Below are 23063 nucleotides of genomic sequence, written 5' to 3'. Positions count from 1 at the left end.
ATTTCCATTGTTGAAGTCGTTTTTCATCTGCTTAATACTTATTATTAATGGAAATTCCCAGCATTTCTATTCGTATTTTGCATTGTAAGGCGCTGTATCAACATGTTTTTCAGATGAACGCCATACTGGGCGGAAATGTTCTTTTTAGAAAAGCATTGACAAATTCCAATCAGATACGATATTATCTTAAATTGTACGGATTCTCTTATCCCGAGTTGGTGGAGGGACAGGCCCTTTGAAACCCAGCAACCTGCCATTTTGAACTTGACTCCAAGATCAATCGCCGAAAATAAAGCGAAGGTCTTCAAGGAATAGTGGTGATGGTGCTAACCTGAGCAAGGTAAAAAACCCTTGAACGATAAGAGTGAAAGGATAGAAGACAGAATTTTAAACCTTTCCTCATTTGCCAGGGAAGGTTTTTGTGTTTTTTATAAGTAATTCTGTGTCTATAGTTGAAACTAATGAGGGAAACGAGTTCCGTAAAAATCAGGCTTATGCCTACAACATACTAACTTCCAAGGAGGAAATATGATGTCAAAGAAACGTCTATTTACTTCTGAATCTGTTACAGAGGGCCATCCGGACAAAATTTGTGATCAGATTTCAGATTCCATTTTAGATGCTATCCTAGCTAAGGATGCAAATGCACGTGTTGCGTGTGAAACTAGTGTAACAACAGGACTTGTACTTGTTGCTGGTGAAATTACAACGTCCGCTTACGTGGATATTCCGCGTATCGTTCGTGATACGATTAAAGGAATTGGCTATACACGTGCGAAATACGGTTTCGATGCTGAAACTTGTGCCGTGTTGAGTTCCATTGATGAGCAGTCTGCCGATATCGCAGCTGGTGTCGATAAAGCATTGGAAGCTCGTGAAGGAAACATGTCTGAGGAAGAAATCGATGCAATCGGTGCAGGAGACCAAGGTCTTATGTTCGGATTTGCTTGCAATGAAACAGAAGAGCTTATGCCGCTTCCGATTTCATTGGCACATAAACTTTCATTCCGCTTGGCTCAAGTTCGTAAAGATGAAACTCTTGCTTACCTGCGCCCTGATGGTAAAACACAGGTAACAGTGGAATATGATGAGAATAACCGTCCTGTACGTGTAGATACGATCGTTATCTCTACACAGCATGATGCAGAAATTACACTTGAACAAATTCAAGCCGATTTAAAAGAACATGTGATTAAAGCAGTCGTTCCAGCTGAATTGATCGATGCTCAAACTAAATACTTCATCAACCCTACTGGCCGTTTCGTTATTGGCGGACCTCAAGGGGATGCTGGTCTTACTGGACGTAAAATCATCGTTGATACTTACGGCGGATACGCTCGTCATGGCGGCGGTGCATTCTCTGGTAAGGATGCTACTAAAGTTGACCGTTCTGCTGCCTACGCTGCTCGTTACGTTGCGAAAAACATCGTGGCAGCAGGCCTTGCCGACAAAGCGGAAGTTCAATTGGCATACGCAATTGGTGTGGCAGAGCCTGTATCGATTTCAATTGATACGTTCGGAACTGGTACAGTTAGCGAAGAAGTCCTTGTTGACCTAGTTCGCGCCAACTTCGACCTTCGTCCAGCTGGCATCATCAAAATGCTTGACCTTCGTCGCCCGATCTACAAACAAACAGCTGCCTACGGACACTTTGGCCGTACAGATGTCGATCTTCCATGGGAACGCACGGACAAAGCAGAAACATTAAAAGCACAAGCGTAAATCATATAAATAAGGTGTCCCGCAATTTGCGGGGCACCTTATTTTTTGTGGATTAATTTTGCCGTCAGCGGGAATAATTCAAGAAATCCCTAAGAAATTCAACTTACGTGCAATACGCGTGAGTCAGGGTCGTTTACAGTTTGTTTGGGTCAACTACTCGTGAGTTTGTAGCTTTACTTGTGAGTAAGAGCAGTTTACACGTGAATTAGAGCGATTTACTCGTGGATTAGAACGGTTTACTCGTGAGTCAGAGTAGTTTACTCGTGAGTTAGAGCGATTTACTCGTGAGTTTGTAGCAAATACTCGTGAGTTTGAGTACAATACTCGTAACTTTCAGTCAATTCACTTTATTCGTTCCGCCGTTTTATAGTATTGTCCTTTTTCGGCATATTCGCGAACGATGCGTTCCATATCCTGGCGATCTTCTTCGTTGATTTCGCGAATGACTTTAGCTGGGCGTCCGAATGCCAGCATGTTCGGTGGAATGATTTTACCTTGGGGAACGAGGCTGCCGGCACCGATGAAGGCTCCTTCGCCGATTTCGGCTTCATCAAGTACAATCGATCCCATGCCGATCAAAGCTCCTCTACGGATTTTACAGCTATGTAAAATGACCTGATGGCCAATGGTTACTTCATCCTCGATGATCAATGGATTATTTGGGCTTTGGTGCAGGACGCTGTTATCCTGTATACTGACTTTTTTCCCGATGATGGTTGGGGATACATCACCGCGAATGACGGAATTGAACCAAATGGATGTTTCGTCGCCAATTTTGACGTCACCTGTCACGACAGCATTCTCAGCGATATAAGCGCTTTCGGCGATTTCAGGTTCTTTGCCTTTATACGGATAAATAATCATTTTCAATCATTTCCTTTCCGAAGTGAATGTTTTTATGTATTATTTTAATATACCGTATGCAAATACACTTGGCTATTTATAATAGCAATGTACAACTTGTTAGATTTCTTTTTTGTCGAAAATCACGAATATGGTTATAATTTATATATATTATTTTAACTATCATGGATCGTACACAACAAGTGAAAAGTGAAAGGGGGATTTCGAATGTGGAAATGGGAGACAGAAGGAGACGCAAAGGGCGTCATTGTCATCATTCATGGGGCAATGGAACATCACGGTCGTTATAAGTGGGTAACACAAATGTGGCTTTCGGCTGGATACCATGTCGTCATGGGCGACCTTCCCGGGCAGGGTATGACAACTCGCGCCTACCGGGGACATATCGATTCCTTTGATGAGTATTTGGACGAAGTGAAAAGCTGGATAGAAGAGGCTTACGAATATTCGTTGCCGGTCTTTTTACTTGGACATAGCATGGGCGGTTTGATTTCGATACGCCTTCTTCAGGAAGAGGAATGGGACATTGCAGGGGTGATTCTTTCTTCTCCATGCCTGGGCCTCATGACGAAGCCGCCGAAGGTCCTGACAACCATCTCGCATGGTTTGAACATCGTGATGCCTAAGTTCAGGGTTGAATCTGGATTGACACCTGAAATGGCGACGAGAAGTGCGGAAATCCGTGAATCTGATAGAAACGATACATTATATATCACAAAGGTTTCGGTTCGCTGGTATCGCGAGCTTGCACAGGCCATGAAGGATGCTTTTGAAGAGATTCCTGAATTTCAGGATGTGCCGCTTTTGGTCATGCAGGGCGGAGATGACCGAGTCGTGAACAAGAAGGCGGTTCGTGAGTGGTTTAATTATAACTTGGCCAGTGAAAAGCAATATAAGGAATGGCCGAAGCTATATCATGAAATCTTCAATGAACCAGAACGTGATGATGTATTTCAATATGCGCTGAGTTTTGTTGAAAACCGTTTAAAAATATTAGGGTATGTCGTTTGATCAGTACATACTTCAGGATAAATAAAAAACTGCCGAGGTTGGACCTTCGGCAGTTTTTTATTTGAATCAGCCTGCGTTTTTAAGCAACTCGTTCGACTTGATCACCGGTGCCCAGAAAGTAACCGGGTACATAAATTGGTTCAAGTGTGTAAGTTCTTTTTTATTGGATAATGCAGTGGATAGAAGGTAAATGGATTTGAAGGTTAAGTCATTGGCGAATAAGTCCAAAAGCGTCGCTTTCATATTCATGATCGCTTCATGGTTTTGAGTGGAAATCATTAAATCGAGCTGTGGCAGGAACCTATCAAAATGGCGATCGAATTGTTTGAGGTCCTCCATGGTTTTTTGGTTTTCTGTCAATGAGTTAAGCGAGCTGACAAACTCCCCGTATTGTTCACTTGAATCCCTTTTGATTTTTTCAGTCAATATATCCGTCAGTAATGAAGTAGGCAAATGTTCCATTTTCTGCACCCTCTTATCTATTTTCTATCATTATAATCAGTATAGACGAAAAATTCAAAATGTTATGATTGGTAATTCTGCTCTACGAGTTGGGAATGAAAAAACACCGTTCGGTTGAACGGTGTCAAAAGTCATCGTCTCTTTTCAATCGCGACAATGAATGGCGGATTGTTTGATTGGTTGATGAACCCGTATTTTAGGATATGGGCTTTCTGTTGAGGGAAGTTCTGTACATAATCCATCAATGCATCCCGTTCTGCCGATCCCCCTGGATGACCATGGTAAATGACGATGATGATGAGGCCTTCAGGCGCCAGCAGTTCGAATAGCTGTTCAATGGCTGATATCGTCGTATCGGCTTGGGTGATGACTGATTTGTCACCGCCAGGAAGGTAGCCCAGGTTGAATATGGCACCCGTGACCTTTTCGGAATGCTCTTTTCTGATATACTTGTTCAAATGTTGATGCCCATCGTGAATGAGGGTGCAGCACTCTTGTAAATTCTCAGCCTTTAGTTTCGCTGCTGTGGTTTGGATCGCTTCTTTCTGAATATCAAAACTATAGACATGCCCGCTTTCACCTGTAAGTCCTGCAAGAAAGACCGTATCAAAACCGTTGCCCATCGTGCAATCAATGGTTATATCCCCGGGATGGACCGCTTTTTCCAACAGGATCCTAGCGAATGGCAAAATTCGGTCAAGCTTCATGATTGTACCTCCGTATGATGATTTTTTCCTTGCCAGCTGTTACGGCGTTTCAATTCGGCATCAATGGCATTCAAGACATCCCATTTATTGACGCTCCACATTGGACCGATCATCAAGTCGATCGGACCGTCACCCGTAATGCGGTGAACGATCATTTCTGGAGGGATTATTTCCAGCTGGTCACATACCAGGCTGACATAATCGTCAAGGTCAAGAAACTCGAGCAGGCCTTTTTCGTATTGTTTGACCATCGGTGTCCCTTTTAATAAATGAAGTAAATGGATCTTTATCCCCTGCACATCGAGTTTGCCGACTTCCTGGGCTGTTTCCAGCATCATGCTGTAATCTTCCTGAGGAAGGCCATTGATGATATGGGAGCATACGCGGATGCCGTGTTTCCGCAGTTTATCGACGCCTTCTTTGTAGCAATCGAAGTCATGCGCACGGTTGATCATTGTCGCAGTCTTTTCATGAACCGTCTGGAGACCCAGCTCCACCCAAAGATAGGTCCGTTCGTTCAATTCCGCTAAATACTCGACTACATCATCTGGAAGGCAATCCGGACGTGTCGCAATGGAAAGTCCGACGACACCCTCCTGGGTCAATACACTTTCATATTTCTCGCGAAGCTCTTCCACTGGGGCATGCGTATTCGTGAACGCCTGGAAATAGGCCATATATTTTCCATCTTTCCACTTATGATGCATCCGTTCGCTGATCTTCTTAAACTGGACGTCGAGGGGTTCAACCCTGCTGCCCGCAAAGTCACCAGAGCCTGAGGCACTGCAGAAGGTACAGCCGCCATGTGCGACGGTGCCATCACGGTTCGGGCAGTCAAAACCGCCGTCTAGGGCAACTTTAAAGACCTTATGTCCAAAATGTTCCCTCAGATGGTAGTTCCATGTATGATATCGTTTGTTATCCGTTGCATATATAAACGGGTTTGCCTGATTCAAATCAGCAACCTCCTAAATAAATTAAATCGCAACATATATTATACAACATTCTCGCAGCTAGGTCTTTTTTTGAAAAATAAGCGTATACTGTATACTTGAGGGCTAAACATTTTGCTGCTATTTCCAGTTATCTTTGAAGACTATATCGAATCGGGAGCTGATGGACATGACCGGTCAAGTTGAAGAAGCGATTAATCAAATGAAAAAGAAATTAGCCGAAAATAATCAGGTGATCGAAGTTAATGAAGATGGATTCATATACAAAGCCACTTGCACCTTCAATTCACCTGCTTCGGATGAACAAATTCATTCCTTTGAAATGAAAACCGGACTGCTTCTGCCCGAGGATTATAAGGAGTTTTTAAAAATAACCAATGGATGCCGTCTGTTCGATAATGTGGAATCGGGCGGGGAAAATGATTTATACAGCTTGGATGATATTATTAATTACACATATGAAAATTCCTACGAGGGATGCTATAAAGTGGCCTGCATTTATCAAGATAATATCGTCATCGATGGGGAAGCTGTCGCCAAAGGCGATAAGGAGTATTTAATGGTAAAAGGCCATATCGATGATTTTGAAGAAGGTGAGAAGCTCCATATGGGCTTTGCCGAATGGATCGAGCAGTTCATTTCCCATCAAGGTGAGAAGTTTTGGGATAAAGGTTGATTTCTTAAAAAAAAATGATAATCCTCCCGCCATTTGCTCAAACTAGAAAAGATGATTCCGAATCATCCAAATGAGACGCGAAGGAGAGGGTTTGAAATGGCAACCAGACAATCCGTCGATCATTTTTTAGAGCAATGTGAAGGGGCTCTCCATTTTGCAGAGTTTGAATTTAATGAGGCCTCACGACAGGAGCATTATGATGATGAACAATTTCAAAATTCGCAAAGGTATATCGAAGAGGCTTTGACGGATATGGAACGATTGTATGCCAGTTCGAATGACCAGCAACGGGAAATGCTTTCGCGGATGAAGCAGCAGTTGAATCAATTGAGGAATGAAATGACTTTACTGCGACATTAAATGGAAGCAAGGGAGCTATGAATGAATAGCTCCCTTTTTTGCACGATTTTTCTTGAATTCGCATATATAATGTAAAACCTGTCGATAATGTTTATGTACGGCTATTGCAATTATCGTTGAAATTGACTAGAATGTAATAAAATCCAATATTCTCATAAAGACTATGATGAGGAATAGTAGCGGTTTAAACCAGTAAAGAGAGTTGACGGGTGGTGCAAGTCAACCTGGGATGGTCGTGAACTCGCCTTGGAGTCCCGGGTGTGAAGGTGAAAAGTAATGCCTGGCGTTTGATCCATGTTACGGATATTTTAAGCTGGGCGGATTTTAGCTATCGCCAATGTGGGTGGTACCGCGGGAAGATATACATAATCCTCTCGTCCCTATTTTGGGATGAGGGGTTTTTTATTGTTTTTTTATACGGAAATTAGGAGGAAATCATATGAGTTTTGACCATAGGAGCATAGAAACGAAATGGCAAAAGTATTGGGAAGGCAATAAGACATTCAAGACGGGTGAAGAAAGCGGCAAACGCAAATTCTACGCGCTGGATATGTTCCCATATCCTTCAGGGGCAGGTCTGCATGTAGGGCATCCGGAAGGATATACGGCAAGCGATATCCTGGCACGGATGAAACGGGCGCAGGGGTATAATGTATTGCATCCGATCGGCTGGGACGCTTTTGGACTTCCTGCAGAGCAATATGCGATCGATACGGGGAATGATCCAGCCGAATTCACGGAGCACAACATCAACACGTTCCGCCGCCAAATCAAAGCCCTTGGTTTTTCTTATGACTGGGATCGCGAAATAAATACGACAGATCCCGACTATTACAAATGGACTCAGTGGATCTTCTTGAAATTATATGAAAAGGGCCTTGCATATATTGATGAAGTGGCCGTTAACTGGTGTCCGGCACTTGGTACGGTATTGGCTAATGAAGAAGTCATCGATGGGAAAAGTGAGCGTGGAGGGCATCCGGTTGAGCGCCGCCCGATGAAACAGTGGATGCTTCGTATCACTGCGTATGCAGACCGCTTGATCGACGATTTGAATGATGTGGATTGGCCGGAAAACATCAAGGATATGCAGCGTAACTGGATTGGCCGTTCCGAGGGAGCGGAGGTTACATTCCATATCGATGGCTTTAATGAAACATTCACGGTGTTCACGACTCGTCCGGATACGTTATTCGGTGCAACATATGCCGTATTGGCACCTGAACATCAGTTTGTAGATAAGATTACGTCAGCTGATCAAAGGGCGGCGGTTGAAGCCTATTTAGATGAAGTAAAACATAAAAGCGATTTGGAAAGAACAGACTTGGCCAAGGATAAATCAGGCGTGTTCACGGGGGCTTATGCCATTAACCCGGTAAATGGCGAAAAAATGCCGATCTGGATTGCCGATTACGTGTTGATCAGCTATGGAACAGGTGCGATCATGGCCGTTCCTGCCCATGATGAGCGTGATTATGAATTTGCAGTCAAGTTCAACTTGCCGATCAAGGAAGTCGTAGCTGGCGGAGATGTGACAAGTGAAGCATATACAGGCGATGGTCTTCATGTGAATTCGGAATTCCTTGATGGATTGAATAAAGAAGAAGCCATTTCAACCATGATCAAATGGCTGGAAGAAAAAGAAATCGGTACGAAGAAAATAACATACCGTCTTCGCGACTGGTTATTCAGCCGTCAGCGTTACTGGGGTGAACCGATTCCAATCATTCATTGGGAAGACGGCACGATGTCTCCAGTGAAGGAAGAAGATCTTCCATTGATTTTACCGAAAGCTACGGACATCAAGCCTTCAGGTACAGGCGAATCACCACTTGCAAACATATCGGAATGGGTGAATGTAACGGATGAAAATGGACGAAAAGGGCGCCGTGAGACAAACACGATGCCGCAGTGGGCAGGCAGCAGCTGGTACTTCCTTCGTTATATCGATCCAGATAATAAAGAAGCACTTGCAGATCCTGAAAAATTAAAAGAATGGATGCCGGTCGACATTTATATTGGCGGTGCTGAGCATGCGGTGCTTCACTTGCTTTACGCTCGTTTCTGGCATAAATTCCTGTACGATATCGGTGTCGTGCCAACGAAGGAACCATTCCAGAACCTATTCAACCAAGGAATGATCCTTGGCGAGAATAATGAAAAAATGAGTAAATCCAAAGGGAATGTCGTGAACCCGGATGATATCGTTGAAAGCCATGGTGCCGATACACTTCGCATGTACGAAATGTTCATGGGTCCATTGGATGCTTCGATTGCCTGGTCCACAAACGGATTGGACGGTTCCCGCAGATTCCTTGACCGTATCTGGCGTTTATTAGTCAACGATGACGGTACACTCACAGATAAGATGACAGAGACGGATGACACGGGCAAGCTCGAAAAAGTCTATCATCAAACGGTTAAAAAAGTGACCGAGAACTATGAGGAATTGAAATTCAATACGGCGATATCACAATTGATGGTATTCATTAATGATGCATATAAAGCGGATTCGCTTCCTAAGGTGTATATCGAAGGCTTCGTAAAGCTGCTTGCACCAGTTGCACCTCATATTGCTGAGGAGCTTTGGTCTAAACTCGGTCATTCCGAGAGCATCACTTACGGAACATGGCCGGCTTTCGACGAAGCGAAGTTAGTGGATAACGAAGTAGAAATCGTCATCCAAATCAACGGAAAAGTCAAAGCGAAATTAATGGTGCCGACTGACACTACGAGAGAAAAACTGGAAGAGATCGCGATGGGTGATGATTCCATCAAAGAACAAATCGATGGGAAAACCATTCGTAAAGTGATTGCCGTACCAGGCAAATTAGTCAATATCGTCGCAAACTAAATAAAAATGATTGGAAGCTGTCCAGCATATTTTACTGCTTGGACAGCTTTTTTTCGTGGCATTGGCCGGCCATAGGAATTAGGTCATATTAGGATCTCACCGATTTAAATCTATTAGCGATCAATCTACCAATTGGGTTACTATCGTCATGTTAGGAATAGCGGAACGCAAACATCTTGCTTAATTGGTTCATGGGAATCATTTTTCAGCTCTATGGCCAAATAAATCAAGCATTTTACATAAAAAAGGGAAAAAATTGGTTGATAAAATTTTACAGTGTGATAGTTTGGTATAGTACTGTTATTTTTTAACCAATTATTGGAGGGAAAACTGTGAAATTTAAGAATGTGAGTCGAATTACGGCGTGTGTACTTATTTTTGCACTGATATTCAGCTTGATGGTTCCGCTAAATTCTCAAGCTGCAGCTGCAACGCCTATTGAAAATGTAAAAACGATTAAAAATGGGGACACTCTGAACGGAAAGTTTGAAAAACCGGATGTCCAATGGTACCAAATCAGTCCCACAACAGAAGAAGTACAAAAGTTCTCCCATATTGAGTTCGAAGTCAATTCGGACAAAATCTTGAATATCTCCGTATATCAAGATAAAGAAAAAGCAGAAAAGGATGAGAGCCATTATATTGTCTCTTCTTATCCTGATGAAAAAGCTGTAGTCGATTTCCCATATGCTTGGGAAGGAACATATTATGTTAAAGTTGAATATTTCGGCGATACGGATGATGAGGGGAATCCGAAGCCAGATGCGGAAAATGTAGCTGAATACTCCATCAATGCGCATTCAGTAACATTGCCGCCATCTGCCGGGGACGAAGGGGAAGAGCTCGAATCATGCCCGGTTGAAGTGAGTGTAAACGATAAGAAAACGGGAGAATCCATGTTGAAAACACTCCGCGTGTTTAGAGATGAAGTTCTCACGAAGTCGCCTGAGGGACGTACCCTTTCCTCTTTATACTATAAAGCTTCGCCATTCCTGGCTCTACATCTTGCTGGTAATAAAACGGCAAGGGAAGCCGTTTTTAATCACTTAGTCGAGATTAAGCCCCTTATTGAGGATCTTAATGAAAATGGAGCAAGCAGTACGGCAGTCATTAGCAACAAGCAGCAAGAGGCGATTAAAGCCTTATTCAATAAGTCGGCAGACGTCGCTCCGGCCGGATTGAAAAAGGATATGGACGCCATTGCAAAGAAAGTCAATCTGGATAAGCTTGCAGGTGAGAGAATCATCGATATCGCAAGCAAAGCGGGAATCGAACTTCCTGCTTCGAAAAATGTAAAGAACAAATATATCGTCAAACTTAAACCTGGGAAGTCATTAAGCACTGTCCAATCCAAGATTAGCGGAAAAGGATTTGGAACATTATCGGCACCTAAGCAACAAGAGGTTCTGTATGATGATATGTATGTTGTAGAGTTAAAGAACCAAGCTAAAATGAGCACTGCTGCTCTATCCAGTATCGAAAAGCTTCCGGAAGTGGAGTATATCGAAGCGGTAAAAACGTACAAAGCACTTTCTGCCGACATTCAATCTCCGTATCAATGGTCTTTAAATAACGCCGGCGGGGAAGAAGGCATTAAGGGAGCGGACATCGATAACGAAAAACTGCAGAACCTTATTAAGAAACGTAATTTAAAAGATACGTTGGTAGCGGTTATCGACACAGGTGTCGATGATTCACTGGCGGATCTACAAAGTGTCGTTGAAATGGAGTCAGGTAAGAATTTCATCGATAAGAAAGAAAAAGCAATTGATGACAATGGTCATGGTACGCATGTATCAGGTATCATTGCTGCCAAAGCAGATAATGGTTATTCCATGCAAGGAATCAATCCAGTAGCTAAAATCATGCCTGTGAAGGTCTTGGATTCTTCAGGGTATGGAGACAATGAGAAAATTGCATTAGGCATTAAATATGCCGTGGATCATGGTGCAAAGGTCATAAACCTTAGCTTGGGCGGAGAATATAGCAGGACGATTGAATATGCCTTGAAACATGCGGCTGCCAAGAATGTAATGGTTGTCGTAGCAAGCGGTAATGATGGGATGGGAGATCTTTCTTATCCTGCATCATCAAAATACGCCATTTCCGTCGGTGCAACCAATGCCCTTGATTTAGTATCCGATTATTCCAATTATGGATCGAAGTTGGACTTGGTCGCTCCAGGGACAGCCATCCCGAGCCTTGTGCCTAATGGGAATGTTACCTACATGGATGGTACATCAATGGCAGCTCCGCATGTTGCGGCAGCTACAGCCTTGTTATTATCCGGAAACCCTGGGTTGAAAGTGAATGAAGTAAGGGGAATCCTTCATGAGACATCGGAATATGTCGCTTTTGAAGAAGAAGATAATGTAGATCCTTATGAGGACTATGAACCGGAAGATGGGGAAATCATCATACCGGAAGAAGAACTTCCTGTCGGTAAAGATTTAGTATCAGGATACGGAAGATTGAATGCGTACAGTGCACTTAGTGCAGTGGATTTACAAGCTAAAGTCAATCTAGTGATGGATACGCAAACAAAACTGACTGGTTCAGCTAAAAAAGGTTCAGTAATCGAAGTGAAAAGCGGAAACAAAACGCTTGGTAAAGGAACGGCGGCAGCTAATGGAACGTTCACTGTTACTATTCCGGTTCAAAAAGCAGAGCAGCAGCTTACTGTGAATATCTCTGATTCTTCCAAACTAGCAGTATCTTCTATCAAAGTATTCGTGAATAAGGGTGCAACCCCTAACAAGCCGACTGTAAAAGCTTTAAGTGACAAAGATACGTATGTAACGGGTCAATCACAAGCGGACATGAAAATCACGATCAAAAATAGCGCAAAAAAAGTGATTGGTTCAGGTAACACGGACAGCAAAGGGAATTTCAAAGTGAAAATCAGCAAGCAAAAGGCTGGCACTAAACTGTCAGTCACAGCTACAGACTTAGCAAAACGTGAAAGCAAGGCGGCAACCGTGACTGTTCTCGATAAAACCGCTCCGGATGCACCGAAAGTGAATGAAGTAAGCGATAAAGCTACTACAGTAACAGGTAAAGCGGAAATCGGTTCAACCGTTACCGTGAAGCACAGCAATAAAAACATCGGAACGGCAAAAGCTGATAGTAAGGGGAACTTCTCCATCAAGATCAGCAAGAAAAAAGCAGGGTCCGCATTATACGTCTCAGCAAAAGACAAAGCAGGCAATACAGGGAAAGCAGCAAAAGTAACGGTTAAAGATAAAACCGCTCCAGGTACACCGAAAGTGAATGAAGTAAACGATAAAGCAACAAAAGTAACAGGTAAAGCGGAAATCGGTTCAACCGTTACCGTGAAGTACAGCAATAAAAACATCGGAACAGCAAAAGCTGATGGTAAAGGGAACTTCTCCATCAAAATCAGCAAGAAAAAAGCAGGGTCAGCATTATACGTCTCAGCAAAAGATAAAGCGGGCAATACAGGAAAAGCAACAAAAGTAACCGTAAAAAAATCTAAATAGCAGTGAAGGCCGTTTAACTACATGTTAAACGGTCTTTTTTGTGAGAAAACGAATGGAAACACCGCTCGATAATGAGCGGTGTTTTTGCCATGGGCGTGTTCTTTTGCCTGTGCGTTGTCATTGCATGATTTCAGATCTGGAGTTTCGCGTTTTAATTCTGAAATAGAACGTACGCTTTTTTCTTGTACTATAAATCTTTATTAGAGAAAAGGAGAGGAGAGAATGAAAATGCAAGAAAAAACAATGGCAACGATTCTTACAGAGATAGCAATGATGTGTGGCTGGTAAGTTCTTATTTGGCGTTTGCTTTACATAATTACATAACTTTGCTTAAAGCTGTGGCTGATGAAGACCTAAGAAAAAGCATTACTTGTATTTAAAGAGAACACATCAATTGAAGAATGTATACTGGCACTCGATTGGCATCATGAATGAACGTCTCAGGGGAAAGCATTCAACGTTTTCAATTATCAAGGAATTATAACTTGCATGGGAGTTTTCAAATGAAAGTATGTAGAAGTATAGTAATATTCATTCTGTTTACGGCCGTTTTCGTTTCGCTCCCATCCATGACATCCGCGGCAAATCCGGTTTGTGAAACAACAACAGGAACGACAATCCAACAATTCGACAACAATAATACGCTTATGGAAACGTCAACATTAGCACCCAACTCTACGACGTCATCAGTAAGAGTTGCTGTTAATAATGCCATTCTAAGCGTTTCAAAATTTCCGAAGGATGGGGCAACCGGAAAACGGGGGACCGTTCTCTTATCAAAAGGACATTTCACGGCAAGTGCCTTTCTTGTGATGAGATCTGGAGTTACATTGGAAGGAACCATGGAGAATGGAAAGTCTGTCACGACAATCTGTACTGAATCAAGAAGTGAACCTGTTACCATTAAAATACTGGAAAGTCAGGTGGGCATCAATAATCTTATTCTGGATGGAAAACGAAAAACAGAAGATACCGTAACAGGAGAACCAAGGAAGTATTATGTATCTCAGCATAGAGGGATCCAGGTTACCGCTATTGATCAAACGAAATCAACGGATAACTTAGTCAGTACATACCCGACAACTGATAGAGATGGTGATGCGAAACGGATAAAAAATATCATTATTGAGGATGTTCAAATTATCGGATATGAAGGGTATGGCATCTATTTAGAGCATGTGGATGGGGTAACCATCAAAGGATCCGATACCGTTTATAAAAAAAACATGAACATTACGGATATTGGATATGCGGGCATTGGCGGCGTCTCAGCGAATAACGTGACCGTAAAGGATACTAAGGTTAGTGATATTTGGCCGGGAGTAAAGGTGGCAAGTTCCCAGCAAAGCTATGGCATGGCCTTTAGCCATAGGAAAGTAAATACCAAAGATGATGCCAATGCACAAGCAAAGTTCCCGCCAAGCAACAACATTGTGGTAGATCAGAACGTGGTCGCCAACAACCCGACATGGGAGGGAATCGACACACACTCGGGACAAAACGTATCCTTCACGAACAATGTCATTTTAAATACACGTTTCCCTATTGTTGTTGGAGGAATGGATTATAATGGTGGGAAGGTCTCCGCCTATCCGCCTCGAAACATTACGATTTCAGGGAATCGGATTAACAGTCATAGAATGGGCATCCAGGATGATTATGATGTTTACGATATAGAAAAAAATGACACGATTACAGAACGGGGCATCACCGTTAACGGAACGCAATTTACGGACCTGACCAAAATGGAGATGGGATTCTTGGATTCGGTTGTGATTAAGGATAATTACGTAAGCGATGTCCGAACCACCGTCGAGACACAAGGAGGCATCAGTATCCACGTGACAAAAAATGCAATCATTGAAGACAATACCATTGAAAACAGTTTCAACAACGGGATTGTGTTTCTTAGTTCCAACAAGTTCACGAAACTACATAGAAACAAAATTCAACATGTCAAAAAATCCGAAAATAACTATATCCAAGCTGGAATTGGCATACGCGGCTCTCATAATAATGGGAACTTTAATAATGACTACACAACCCTGCCATTGACCTTGACCAACACCTTGATTGAAAATGATCACATATTTACCGAGGTTGGACGTGAGATTCATTTTCAAGTAGAATCAGAAAGTAATTTATTGAATAATCGGATCGGTATCCCTCCTGACTTTAAAAATCAGGACGGTTTTACATTGAAACCAGAATGTGGGGTTGACACAACATTGAAGTGTCACCAAAGCTATAATTGAAAAACCGGATACCTCATAGAGATGAACTCTAAAACCGAAAATTTGCAAACTGTCGATGTAAAATTGATGAAAATATAAAAAAGCCAATCGAAATTGAACTAAAAAATGGGCATAACGTATCTATCGATAAAATAGGAAAAGATGGATATATATCAAATGAGTGAAAAATAATGAGGAAAGGAAGTAATTTAAGGGGATTTAATACCTAGATTAAATGGGTGATAAGTTTGCACAGGTTCAAATTCCATGAACGTTTCTTAAAAATGATAATATTCATTGACTTCCAAAATGATAAGGAATCAAGCTCAAAAGCGGATTCCTTATTTCAAATGTATATACCTAGGGCGGGATTTACGAGGGTCATTATATCCGCCGGTTATTTGATGTCCGAGAGAGCTCGCAATGACTACTGCTGCAAAGAGGAGGATGATTTTCTTCAAATTAATGATCTTCTTTCCGTTTTATTATTTTAAAAGATTACACCCAAATCTCTCTTCCTTCAACCCCTTTTTAATATGTAGAAGAATTTACTACATTAAAATCTTCCATACCCGTAATTTGGGCTTACACATCTATCGTATGAGCAAAATCAGTCATCTAATGGGGCTTTTTCATCTTAGCCCATTAGATGACAACCCTTTTTTTGATTCTTCAACTGCCCCATTTATTTTCTCGAAGTCATATAGTTGAAGGATCCACTTTTGCAATAGTATCGTGCTAAAACAATCTTGCCTCTGCATTTGTCAGCTCATTTAGTGAATTCACTTCTGAGGAGGTAGACAACATCGTATTCCTTCAACTCGTCCATATGTCCATCACTATCTCCATAAAAATCAGTGGAAAGTGAATGTATGCCTTTATTACCGCTTGAGTAACATATACTCGCCAATGCAAGCTTGTTTGTGCTGTTTATTTTGAGTTTGCCAATACTGCCCCATACGCTGGAATCCATTTCATCAATGGTTTCAGGATAAGTAACTGTATCCGAACCATCATCGCTTTGAATGCTGATGTTGAACATCGATCGTTTTTGGTCAGCATCCGTTTTGGATGTGGTGAAGATGATCGTTCCATTCTTATCAACCCCAGTTGTCATGCGGCCTTTTTCCTCTTCGACCAGTTTGCCGAATTCATATTTTTCAACCCAAACTGACATCTCCTTGTATGTATCATCAACACTGAAATTGATAAGGAAGGAATGTTCACTTGAATTCTCCAGGATGGCCTTTTCCCTTGCTGTCAGCTCAGGAACTGAAAGGTTATTTTCGGATTTTGGATCATCTGCCTTACATGCGACTAAAGAAAATGAGAGCAGGGATAGGATGATGGATAAAAAGATCTTTCTCATGTTTTTCACCTCTTGTATACTATTACCTAATTAAAACCAATTCTTAAATATTATAACATTCTATAAAAGAAACGGAATCGGAACGCGGCAAAAAGGCAAGCAATCGGTATGCTTGCCTTTTTTGCATTTACAATGGTTGGGAAAGAGCCTTATTGGCAACATCGACGTCATTTTGGAGCAATTGGTTCAAGTCGTAAGCAGGATAGAGGTTTCTTTCATAAAGGTAGTTGAAAATCTTGGCATGGGTATCGATGGCTCCATTTAAATGTTTCTTAAATACTTTTCGAAGGGAAGGGGCGGCTGTTTCCGTAATGGCACCTGCATAACTTTTAATCGATGATTTGGCAAAGCCCAGCAATTCCCCGGCGGCAGCTGCCGATGCATCATCCCTTGATACATCGTCATCCCGGGGCGCTTTAGGCGTCAATGGGTAAAATTGCAGCAGCTCCATGATGTTTTGGGTAAGGGTATCGATCGTTTGCTTATAAATCGTTTTTAGAATCGGGTCTTTTATTTTGGATAAGCTTTTTTAAATTTCATAAAGGCATTGGACTGGGCGGCAACCAACTCATGAAGCTCGAGTGTTTCATGCCAAGCAAGATGTGAATAGGTGGGTTGCATGTAAATTCCTCCTGAACGAATAATCTTGATAAATTATTCGTCCAGTGGGCTACAGGCAAGTTGTCTAGTGAAATATTCATGGGAAGAGCTGTCCCATCTACGATTCCCATTTACCGTTTAGTAGGATCGCCATGTTTTATTGATATTGCTCGAGAACAGAGAAGAACTTTTTGGCAAATTGGTAAAAAAGTTTTTCTGATGGAGCCAAGTCCCTGTTTTTAGGAGTGATGATGCCGACCGTCCGTTTTACTTCGGGTGTATCGATCGGAATTTTAACGGTCAGTCTTGGAGTGACTTCATAAAAGGTACTGTCAGGGAGCAGGCTGACTCCGATTCCGGCAGAAACGAGCCCTTTTATGGAATCCATGTCTTCACCTTCCGAGGCGATGTTCGGTGCGAAACCGGCGGCTTTGCACGCTTCAAGAGCAATAGTGTGAAAGATGTATCCCTTTGGAAACAAGACGAAGGGGTCATTTCGTAAGTCACTAAGACGCAGACTTTTCTTTTCAGCTAATGGGTGAGTGATGGGCAGTAAAGCGGATATGTTTTCCGTGAACAGGATATGACCTTCGATATCCGGATCATCTGTCGGGATCGGTCCAAGGAAGGCTAATCCGATTTCGCGATTTTTGACAGCCTCTTTTAAAGAGGAATAAGATCCCTGTCTTAAGTGGAAGCCGATATTCGGCTGCTCATCTTTAAAAGCGGAAATGACGGTAGGCAGTAAATGGGTGGAAAGGCTGGTCGGGAACCCGATTTTAATGCTTCCGTGTTCAGGGTCCAAAAACTCCTCAATTTGATATTTGGCATATTCAATCGCCTGTATCGCCGTTTTGGCATGGTTCAAGAAAATCTTGCCAATTGGGGTTAACTGGATATTCCGGCCGATTTTCTCGAATAAAAGTACGCCAAGCTCATCTTCCAGTCTGGAGATTTGCCGGCTGATTGCTGATTGTGCGATATGCAGGTGTTCTGCGGCTTCTGAGACGTGTTCCCTCTCGGCGACTTCAACAAAATAACGTAATTGTCGTAGTTCCATTTATTCATCCTCCTGCCATTCATCTCAAATTGAGATAGATTCTACTAGAATTATATATTGTTTATATCGATTTGAAAACCTAGAATAAATGTAAGTGACATAACGGTGTAAGAATACGATGGGGGCGATTAATATGACATACAATCAAATACCAAAAGCACAAGGGCTCTACCATCCTGAATTTGAACATGATGCATGTGGGATCGGTTTATACGCTCATTTAAAAGGGCTTGCTACACATGACATCGTCAAACAAGGACTGAATATGCTGTGCCAACTAGATCATCGCGGCGGACAAGGCAGCGATCCCCTTACAGGAGATGGCGCAGGATTAATGGTGCAGATTCCTGATGAATATTTCAGGCTGGCATGCCCGGAAATGAATTTGCCGGCAAAAGGACGCTATGGTGTAGGCATGCTCTTTTTCTCTAACAATGATGATGAACGGAATGAAATCGAAGCTCGTTTGAATGCATTTATCGAACAAGAGGGTCAAACGTTATTAGGCTGGAGAACGGTTCCTGTTGATGCAACGAAAATCGGGGAGGTCGGCAAGGAGACATGTCCGACGATTCGCCAAGTATTCATCGGGGCAAGTGAAGGGATGACTGATGATTTAGCTTTTGAGCGTAAATTGTTCATTATCAGAAAACAAGCTGAAAACTGGGCTCGTGAACGCGGCAATCGCTTTTATTTTGCCAGCCTTTCAAGTGCTACGATCGTTTACAAAGGATTGTTGACGCCAGAGCAGGTGGATGCTTTTTATCTTGACCTTCAACAGGAGTCCTTCGTTTCGGCTTTCGCTTTAGTGCATTCCCGCTTCAGTACGAATACTTTTCCTAGTTGGGAACGGGCACATCCAAACCGTTATCTGATCCATAATGGCGAAATCAATACGCTTAGAGGTAATGTGAATTGGATGAAAGCGCGTGAGCAGCAGTTTGTTTCGGAAGCTTTCGGGGATGACCTGCAAAAGGTCCTGCCAATTCTGGATATAGACGGCAGTGATTCCTCGATTCTTGATAATGCACTTGAATTCTTCGTGCTTGCCGGGCGTAAACCGGCACATGCGGCGATGATGCTCATTCCTGAACCGTGGACGGAAAATCCGCATATGACAAAGGAAAAGAAGGCATTTTACGAATATCATAGCATGCTCATGGAGCCCTGGGATGGACCGACGGCCATATCCTTTACGAATGGCAAGCAAATCGGTGCCATCCTGGATCGAAATGGTTTAAGGCCGGCAAGGTATTATGTAACAAAAGATGATTACATCATTTTCTCCTCTGAAGTCGGCGTGATCGATGTGGAGCCTGAGAATGTATTATATAAAGATCGTTTAAGCCCAGGCAGAATGCTTTTAATAGATTTAGAGGAAGGCCGTATTGTTTCCGATGAAGAGATCAAGTCGGAAATGGCTCAGGAAAATCCATACCAGCAATGGCTGGACGAACAGCTTGTTCAATTAAGTGACGAAGAACCTGTGCTCGAAGGGGAGCCATTGAGTGATTTACTATTCAGGCAAAAAGCGTTTGGATACACATATGAAGATGTCCAAAAATATTTACTGCCGGTCATTAACGAAGGCAAAGATCCGCTGGGCAGCATGGGGAATGACATTCCGTTAGCGGTCTTATCAGATCGCCCGCAATCGCTATTCAACTATTTCAAGCAATCCTTTGCACAGGTAACCAATCCGCCAATCGATTCGCTTCGTGAACAGATTGTCACGTCAACAATGACATTCCTCGGTGCGGAAGGAGATTTGCTGAAACCGGATGAAACGAACAGCCGCCGCATTCAATTGGATTCACCTGTTTTGACGCCAGGTCAAATGCAGCAGTTGAAAGAAAATGCCTATCCTGAATTCAGGAGCAAAGTCATTCACACTTTATTTTCAGAAGATTTAGAGAGCGGACTTGATCGCATCTGCCGTGAAGCGGAACAAGCGATCGCTGATGGTATCAGCCTTTTGATTTTATCAGACAAGGATATGAGCAAGGAAAAGGCCGCGATTCCTTCCCTGCTGGCTGCGAGCGCCCTTCATCAGGAGCTGATCCGTCATGGGAACCGTACGAAAGTGAGCATTATCGTTGAATCGGGGGAAGCCAGGGAGGTCCATCATTATGCGTCCCTTATCGGGTATGGAGTGGATGCGATTTACCCGTACCTTGCTTATGAAACATATAAGCAGGCGGTATTGGAAGAAAGTTTGGCCATCAGCTACGAAGAAACGGTGAGGAAATATGTACGCTCGTTGACGGAAGGCATCGTAAAAGTGATGTCGAAAATGGGGATTTCAACAATTCAAAGTTATCGCGGAGCGCAAATTTTCGAAGCGGTCGGAATCGGTGCTGATGTGATTGAACGCTATTTCAGCGGTACGGCATCGCAACTTAGTGGGATCGATTTGGAAACGATCGCAGATGAAGCGTTGATTCGTCATAGAAAAGCTGCAGCTGATTCCCTTGACGAAACTCTTGAAAGCGGAAGTGATTTTCAATGGAGAAAAACAGGGGAACATCATGCTTTCAATCCGAAAACGATCCATACACTGCAATGGGCCTGCCGGAAAGGCGATTATAATTTATTTAAGCAATATTCAAACTTGGCGAATGAAGAGAGACTCGGATTTTTACGGAATTTATTCTCGTTCGATCAAAAACGCCAAAGTATTTCTATAGATGAAGTGGAATCCGTGGAATCCATCGTCAGCCGATTCAAAACGGGCGCGATGTCATTCGGTTCATTGAGTCAGGAAGCGCATGAAACATTAGCGATTGCGATGAACCGTTTAGGCGGAAAAAGCAATAGCGGTGAAGGCGGGGAACACCCTAGCCGTTACCAATTGGATGAAAATGGCGATGACCGCCGCAGCGGAATTAAACAAATTGCGTCCGGTCGTTTTGGAGTGAAAAGCCATTACCTTGTTAATGCCGATGAGCTTCAAATCAAAATGGCGCAAGGTGCAAAGCCGGGTGAAGGCGGCCAGCTGCCTGGAAACAAAGTATACCCTTGGGTCGCAGAGGTCCGGGGTTCCACACCGGGAGTAGGCCTTATTTCACCGCCTCCGCATCATGATATCTACTCAATTGAAGATCTGGCACAGCTGATCCATGATTTGAAAAATGCGAACCGTGATGCCAGGATCAGCGTCAAGCTTGTGTCAAAAGCAGGTGTAGGCACGATTGCAGCCGGTGTGGCTAAAGGTGCCGCAGATGTCATCGTTATCAGCGGGTATGATGGCGGTACGGGTGCATCACCAAAAACTAGTATCAAACATACTGGTCTTCCTTGGGAGCTGGGCCTTGCCGAAGCACACCAAACATTGATGCTGAATGGCCTTCGCAGCCGTGTAGTCCTTGAAACGGATGGGAAATTAATGACGGGACGCGATGTGGTCATGGCAGCTATCCTTGGAGCGGAAGAATTCGGCTTTGCTACAGCACCGCTTGTGGTTCTTGGCTGTGTCATGATGCGTGCTTGCCATTTGGATACATGTCCTGTCGGGGTAGCTACTCAAAACCCTGAGCTTCGCAGCAAATTCACAGGAGATCCGGATCATGTCGTGAATTTCATGCGCTTCATCGCCGAGGAAGTTCGGGAGACGATGGCTGAACTTGGTTTTAGAACAGTGGAAGAAATGGTCGGCCGCACTGACGTTTTACAAGTGAGCGAGCGGGCACAAAACCATTGGAAAGCGAAGCATCTGGACTTGACGACACTACTTTTCCAACCGGAAGGGATACGTACGTATCAACTTCCTCAAAACCATAAAATAGAAGAATCCTTGGATATCCGTGAGATTTTACCTGTTGTTGAGCCTGCTTTAAATGATCAAACCCAGGTGGATGCCAGCTTCCCGATTACAAACGTGAACCGTGTGGTCGGAACGATTGTCGGCAGTGAAGTATCCAAACGCTATGGTGAAGAAGGGTTGCCTGAAGATACGATCACACTTCGTTTTACAGGATCGGCGGGCCAGAGCTTCGGTGCATTCATTCCAAAAGGGATGTCCATGTATTTGACAGGGGATGTCAATGATTATGTTGGGAAAGGCTTATCTGGCGGAAAAATCATTGTCACGGCACCTTCTGGCAATCAGATCGAGGCCGGGGACAATGTAATTGCCGGAAATATCGCCTTATACGGTGCAACAAGCGGCGAGGCCTACATTAATGGCCGTGCGGGAGAACGATTTGCGGTACGGAACAGTGGAGTCAATGTTGTTGTTGAAGGAATTGGAGACCATGGCTGTGAGTATATGACAGGCGGGCGCGTGGTCATTCTTGGCGGCGTCGGGAAAAACTTTGCGGCAGGCATGTCAGGCGGCATCGCATATGTACTGGCTGATGACGCAGAAGAATTCAAGTCATTATGCAATGGTGAAATGATAGAATTCGAGACACTTGATCATATGGATGATGCAAACGAGGTAAAAGAGATGCTTTACAGCCACCTTCATTATACAGAAAGTGCCAAAGCATCGTATGTACTGGAGAACTGGGAGGATTTCGCTAAGAAATTCGTAAAAGTCATTCCGAAGGATTACAAACGGATGATCAAAAGCATCAATGAGCAAAAGCATGCAGGGCTGACGGATGAAGAAGCGATCATGAGTGCATTTCAAGCAAATGCCGTTCAAGATAAAAAAATCACTAAACAAGCTGTGATGCAGTAAGGAAGGG

The 23063-nt window shown here is 43.2% G+C and carries 14 protein-coding genes, 1 pseudogene, 1 riboswitch and 1 other annotated feature; of the genes and pseudogenes, 8 read left to right on the top strand and 7 right to left on the bottom strand.

Features of this window, described 5'->3' with window-relative positions; all coding sequences use genetic code 11:
• Positions 1-202: 202 nt before the first annotated feature.
• A riboswitch (SAM riboswitch) is annotated at positions 203-365 on the top strand.
• 163 nt (positions 366-528) lie between these two features.
• Positions 529-1722 carry a methionine adenosyltransferase gene (metK, locus tag ACFVS1_RS24070; protein WP_241594195.1) on the top strand — a complete coding sequence of 398 codons (1194 nt, stop codon included), beginning with the start codon at positions 529-531 and terminating at the stop codon, positions 1720-1722.
• A 342-nt stretch (positions 1723-2064) separates the two neighbouring features.
• On the opposite strand, the gene ACFVS1_RS24065 is transcribed toward metK, so the two are convergent.
• The gene (locus ACFVS1_RS24065; RefSeq protein ID WP_352926324.1) at positions 2065-2583 is read right to left on the bottom strand and encodes a gamma carbonic anhydrase; all 519 of its coding nucleotides are present in this window, start codon (positions 2581-2583) and stop codon (positions 2065-2067) included.
• A 210-nt stretch (positions 2584-2793) separates the two neighbouring features.
• Between ACFVS1_RS24065 and ACFVS1_RS24060 the strand changes: the two genes are divergently transcribed.
• Positions 2794-3597, top strand: coding sequence for an alpha/beta hydrolase (locus ACFVS1_RS24060; RefSeq protein ID WP_352926086.1), 804 nt, complete (start codon positions 2794-2796; stop codon positions 3595-3597).
• A 66-nt stretch (positions 3598-3663) separates the two neighbouring features.
• Here ACFVS1_RS24060 and ACFVS1_RS24055 read toward each other — a convergent pair whose 3' ends face one another.
• From ACFVS1_RS24055 to mnmL, 3 genes are all read right to left on the bottom strand, one after another.
• Positions 3664-4059, bottom strand: coding sequence for a hypothetical protein (locus tag ACFVS1_RS24055; protein ID WP_352926088.1), 396 nt, complete (start codon positions 4057-4059; stop codon positions 3664-3666).
• Positions 4060-4190: 131 nt separating this feature from the next.
• A complete protein-coding gene (mnmM, locus tag ACFVS1_RS24050) occupies positions 4191-4766 on the bottom strand; it encodes a tRNA 5-(aminomethyl)-2-thiouridylate-methyltransferase MnmM (RefSeq protein WP_387551349.1) in 576 nt (191 codons plus the stop codon).
• A complete protein-coding gene (gene mnmL / locus ACFVS1_RS24045) occupies positions 4763-5722 on the bottom strand; it encodes a tRNA modification radical SAM protein MnmL/YtqA (RefSeq protein WP_387551346.1) in 960 nt (319 codons plus the stop codon). Before mnmL ends, mnmM begins: the two co-directional genes overlap by 4 nt.
• Before the next feature lie 166 nt (positions 5723-5888).
• Here mnmL and ACFVS1_RS24040 point away from each other — a divergent pair, with 166 nt between their 5' ends.
• From ACFVS1_RS24040 to ACFVS1_RS24020, 5 genes are all read left to right on the top strand, one after another.
• Entirely contained in the window at positions 5889-6395 is a 507-nt protein-coding gene (locus ACFVS1_RS24040; RefSeq protein WP_387551343.1) for an SMI1/KNR4 family protein, read from the top strand.
• A 96-nt stretch (positions 6396-6491) separates the two neighbouring features.
• Positions 6492-6755: a DUF2524 family protein gene (locus ACFVS1_RS24035; RefSeq protein WP_101225556.1), complete on the top strand. Its 264-nt coding sequence runs from the start codon at positions 6492-6494 to the stop codon at positions 6753-6755.
• A 154-nt stretch (positions 6756-6909) separates the two neighbouring features.
• Positions 6910-7140: a binding site (T-box leader), on the top strand.
• Positions 7141-7194: 54 nt separating this feature from the next.
• Positions 7195-9609, top strand: a complete 2415-nt coding sequence (gene leuS, locus ACFVS1_RS24030; protein WP_352926096.1) for a leucine--tRNA ligase — start codon at positions 7195-7197, stop codon at positions 9607-9609.
• A gap of 332 nt (positions 9610-9941) precedes the next feature.
• Positions 9942-13109 (top strand): Ig-like domain-containing protein, encoded by a 3168-nt coding sequence (locus tag ACFVS1_RS24025; protein ID WP_387551339.1) that lies wholly within the window; start codon positions 9942-9944, stop codon positions 13107-13109.
• Positions 13110-13612: 503 nt separating this feature from the next.
• Positions 13613-15364, top strand: a complete 1752-nt coding sequence (locus ACFVS1_RS24020; RefSeq protein WP_387551336.1) for a right-handed parallel beta-helix repeat-containing protein — start codon at positions 13613-13615, stop codon at positions 15362-15364.
• Positions 15365-16112: 748 nt separating this feature from the next.
• Here the strand turns inward: ACFVS1_RS24020 and ACFVS1_RS24015 are convergent.
• From ACFVS1_RS24015 to gltC, 3 genes and pseudogenes are all read right to left on the bottom strand, one after another.
• Positions 16113-16712: a hypothetical protein gene (locus ACFVS1_RS24015; protein WP_387551333.1), complete on the bottom strand. Its 600-nt coding sequence runs from the start codon at positions 16710-16712 to the stop codon at positions 16113-16115.
• A gap of 127 nt (positions 16713-16839) precedes the next feature.
• Positions 16840-17333 (bottom strand): annotated as a pseudogene (locus tag ACFVS1_RS24010) (spore coat protein).
• A gap of 136 nt (positions 17334-17469) precedes the next feature.
• Complete coding sequence (gene gltC, locus ACFVS1_RS24005; RefSeq protein ID WP_352926103.1) at positions 17470-18372, bottom strand: glutamate biosynthesis transcriptional regulator GltC; 903 nt, start codon at positions 18370-18372, stop codon at positions 17470-17472.
• Positions 18373-18505: 133 nt separating this feature from the next.
• Here gltC and gltB point away from each other — a divergent pair, with 133 nt between their 5' ends.
• A complete protein-coding gene (gene gltB / locus ACFVS1_RS24000) occupies positions 18506-23056 on the top strand; it encodes a glutamate synthase large subunit (RefSeq protein ID WP_387551329.1) in 4551 nt (1516 codons plus the stop codon).
• The last annotated feature ends 7 nt before the right edge of the window (positions 23057-23063 follow it).

Origin of the sequence: Peribacillus sp. NPDC058075, from assembly GCF_042885195.1 — a bacterium.
GTDB lineage: Bacteria > Bacillota > Bacilli > Bacillales > DSM-1321 > Peribacillus.
Note: the sequence above shows the minus strand (reverse complement) of the source record. Positions and strands in the feature narration are given on the sequence as shown.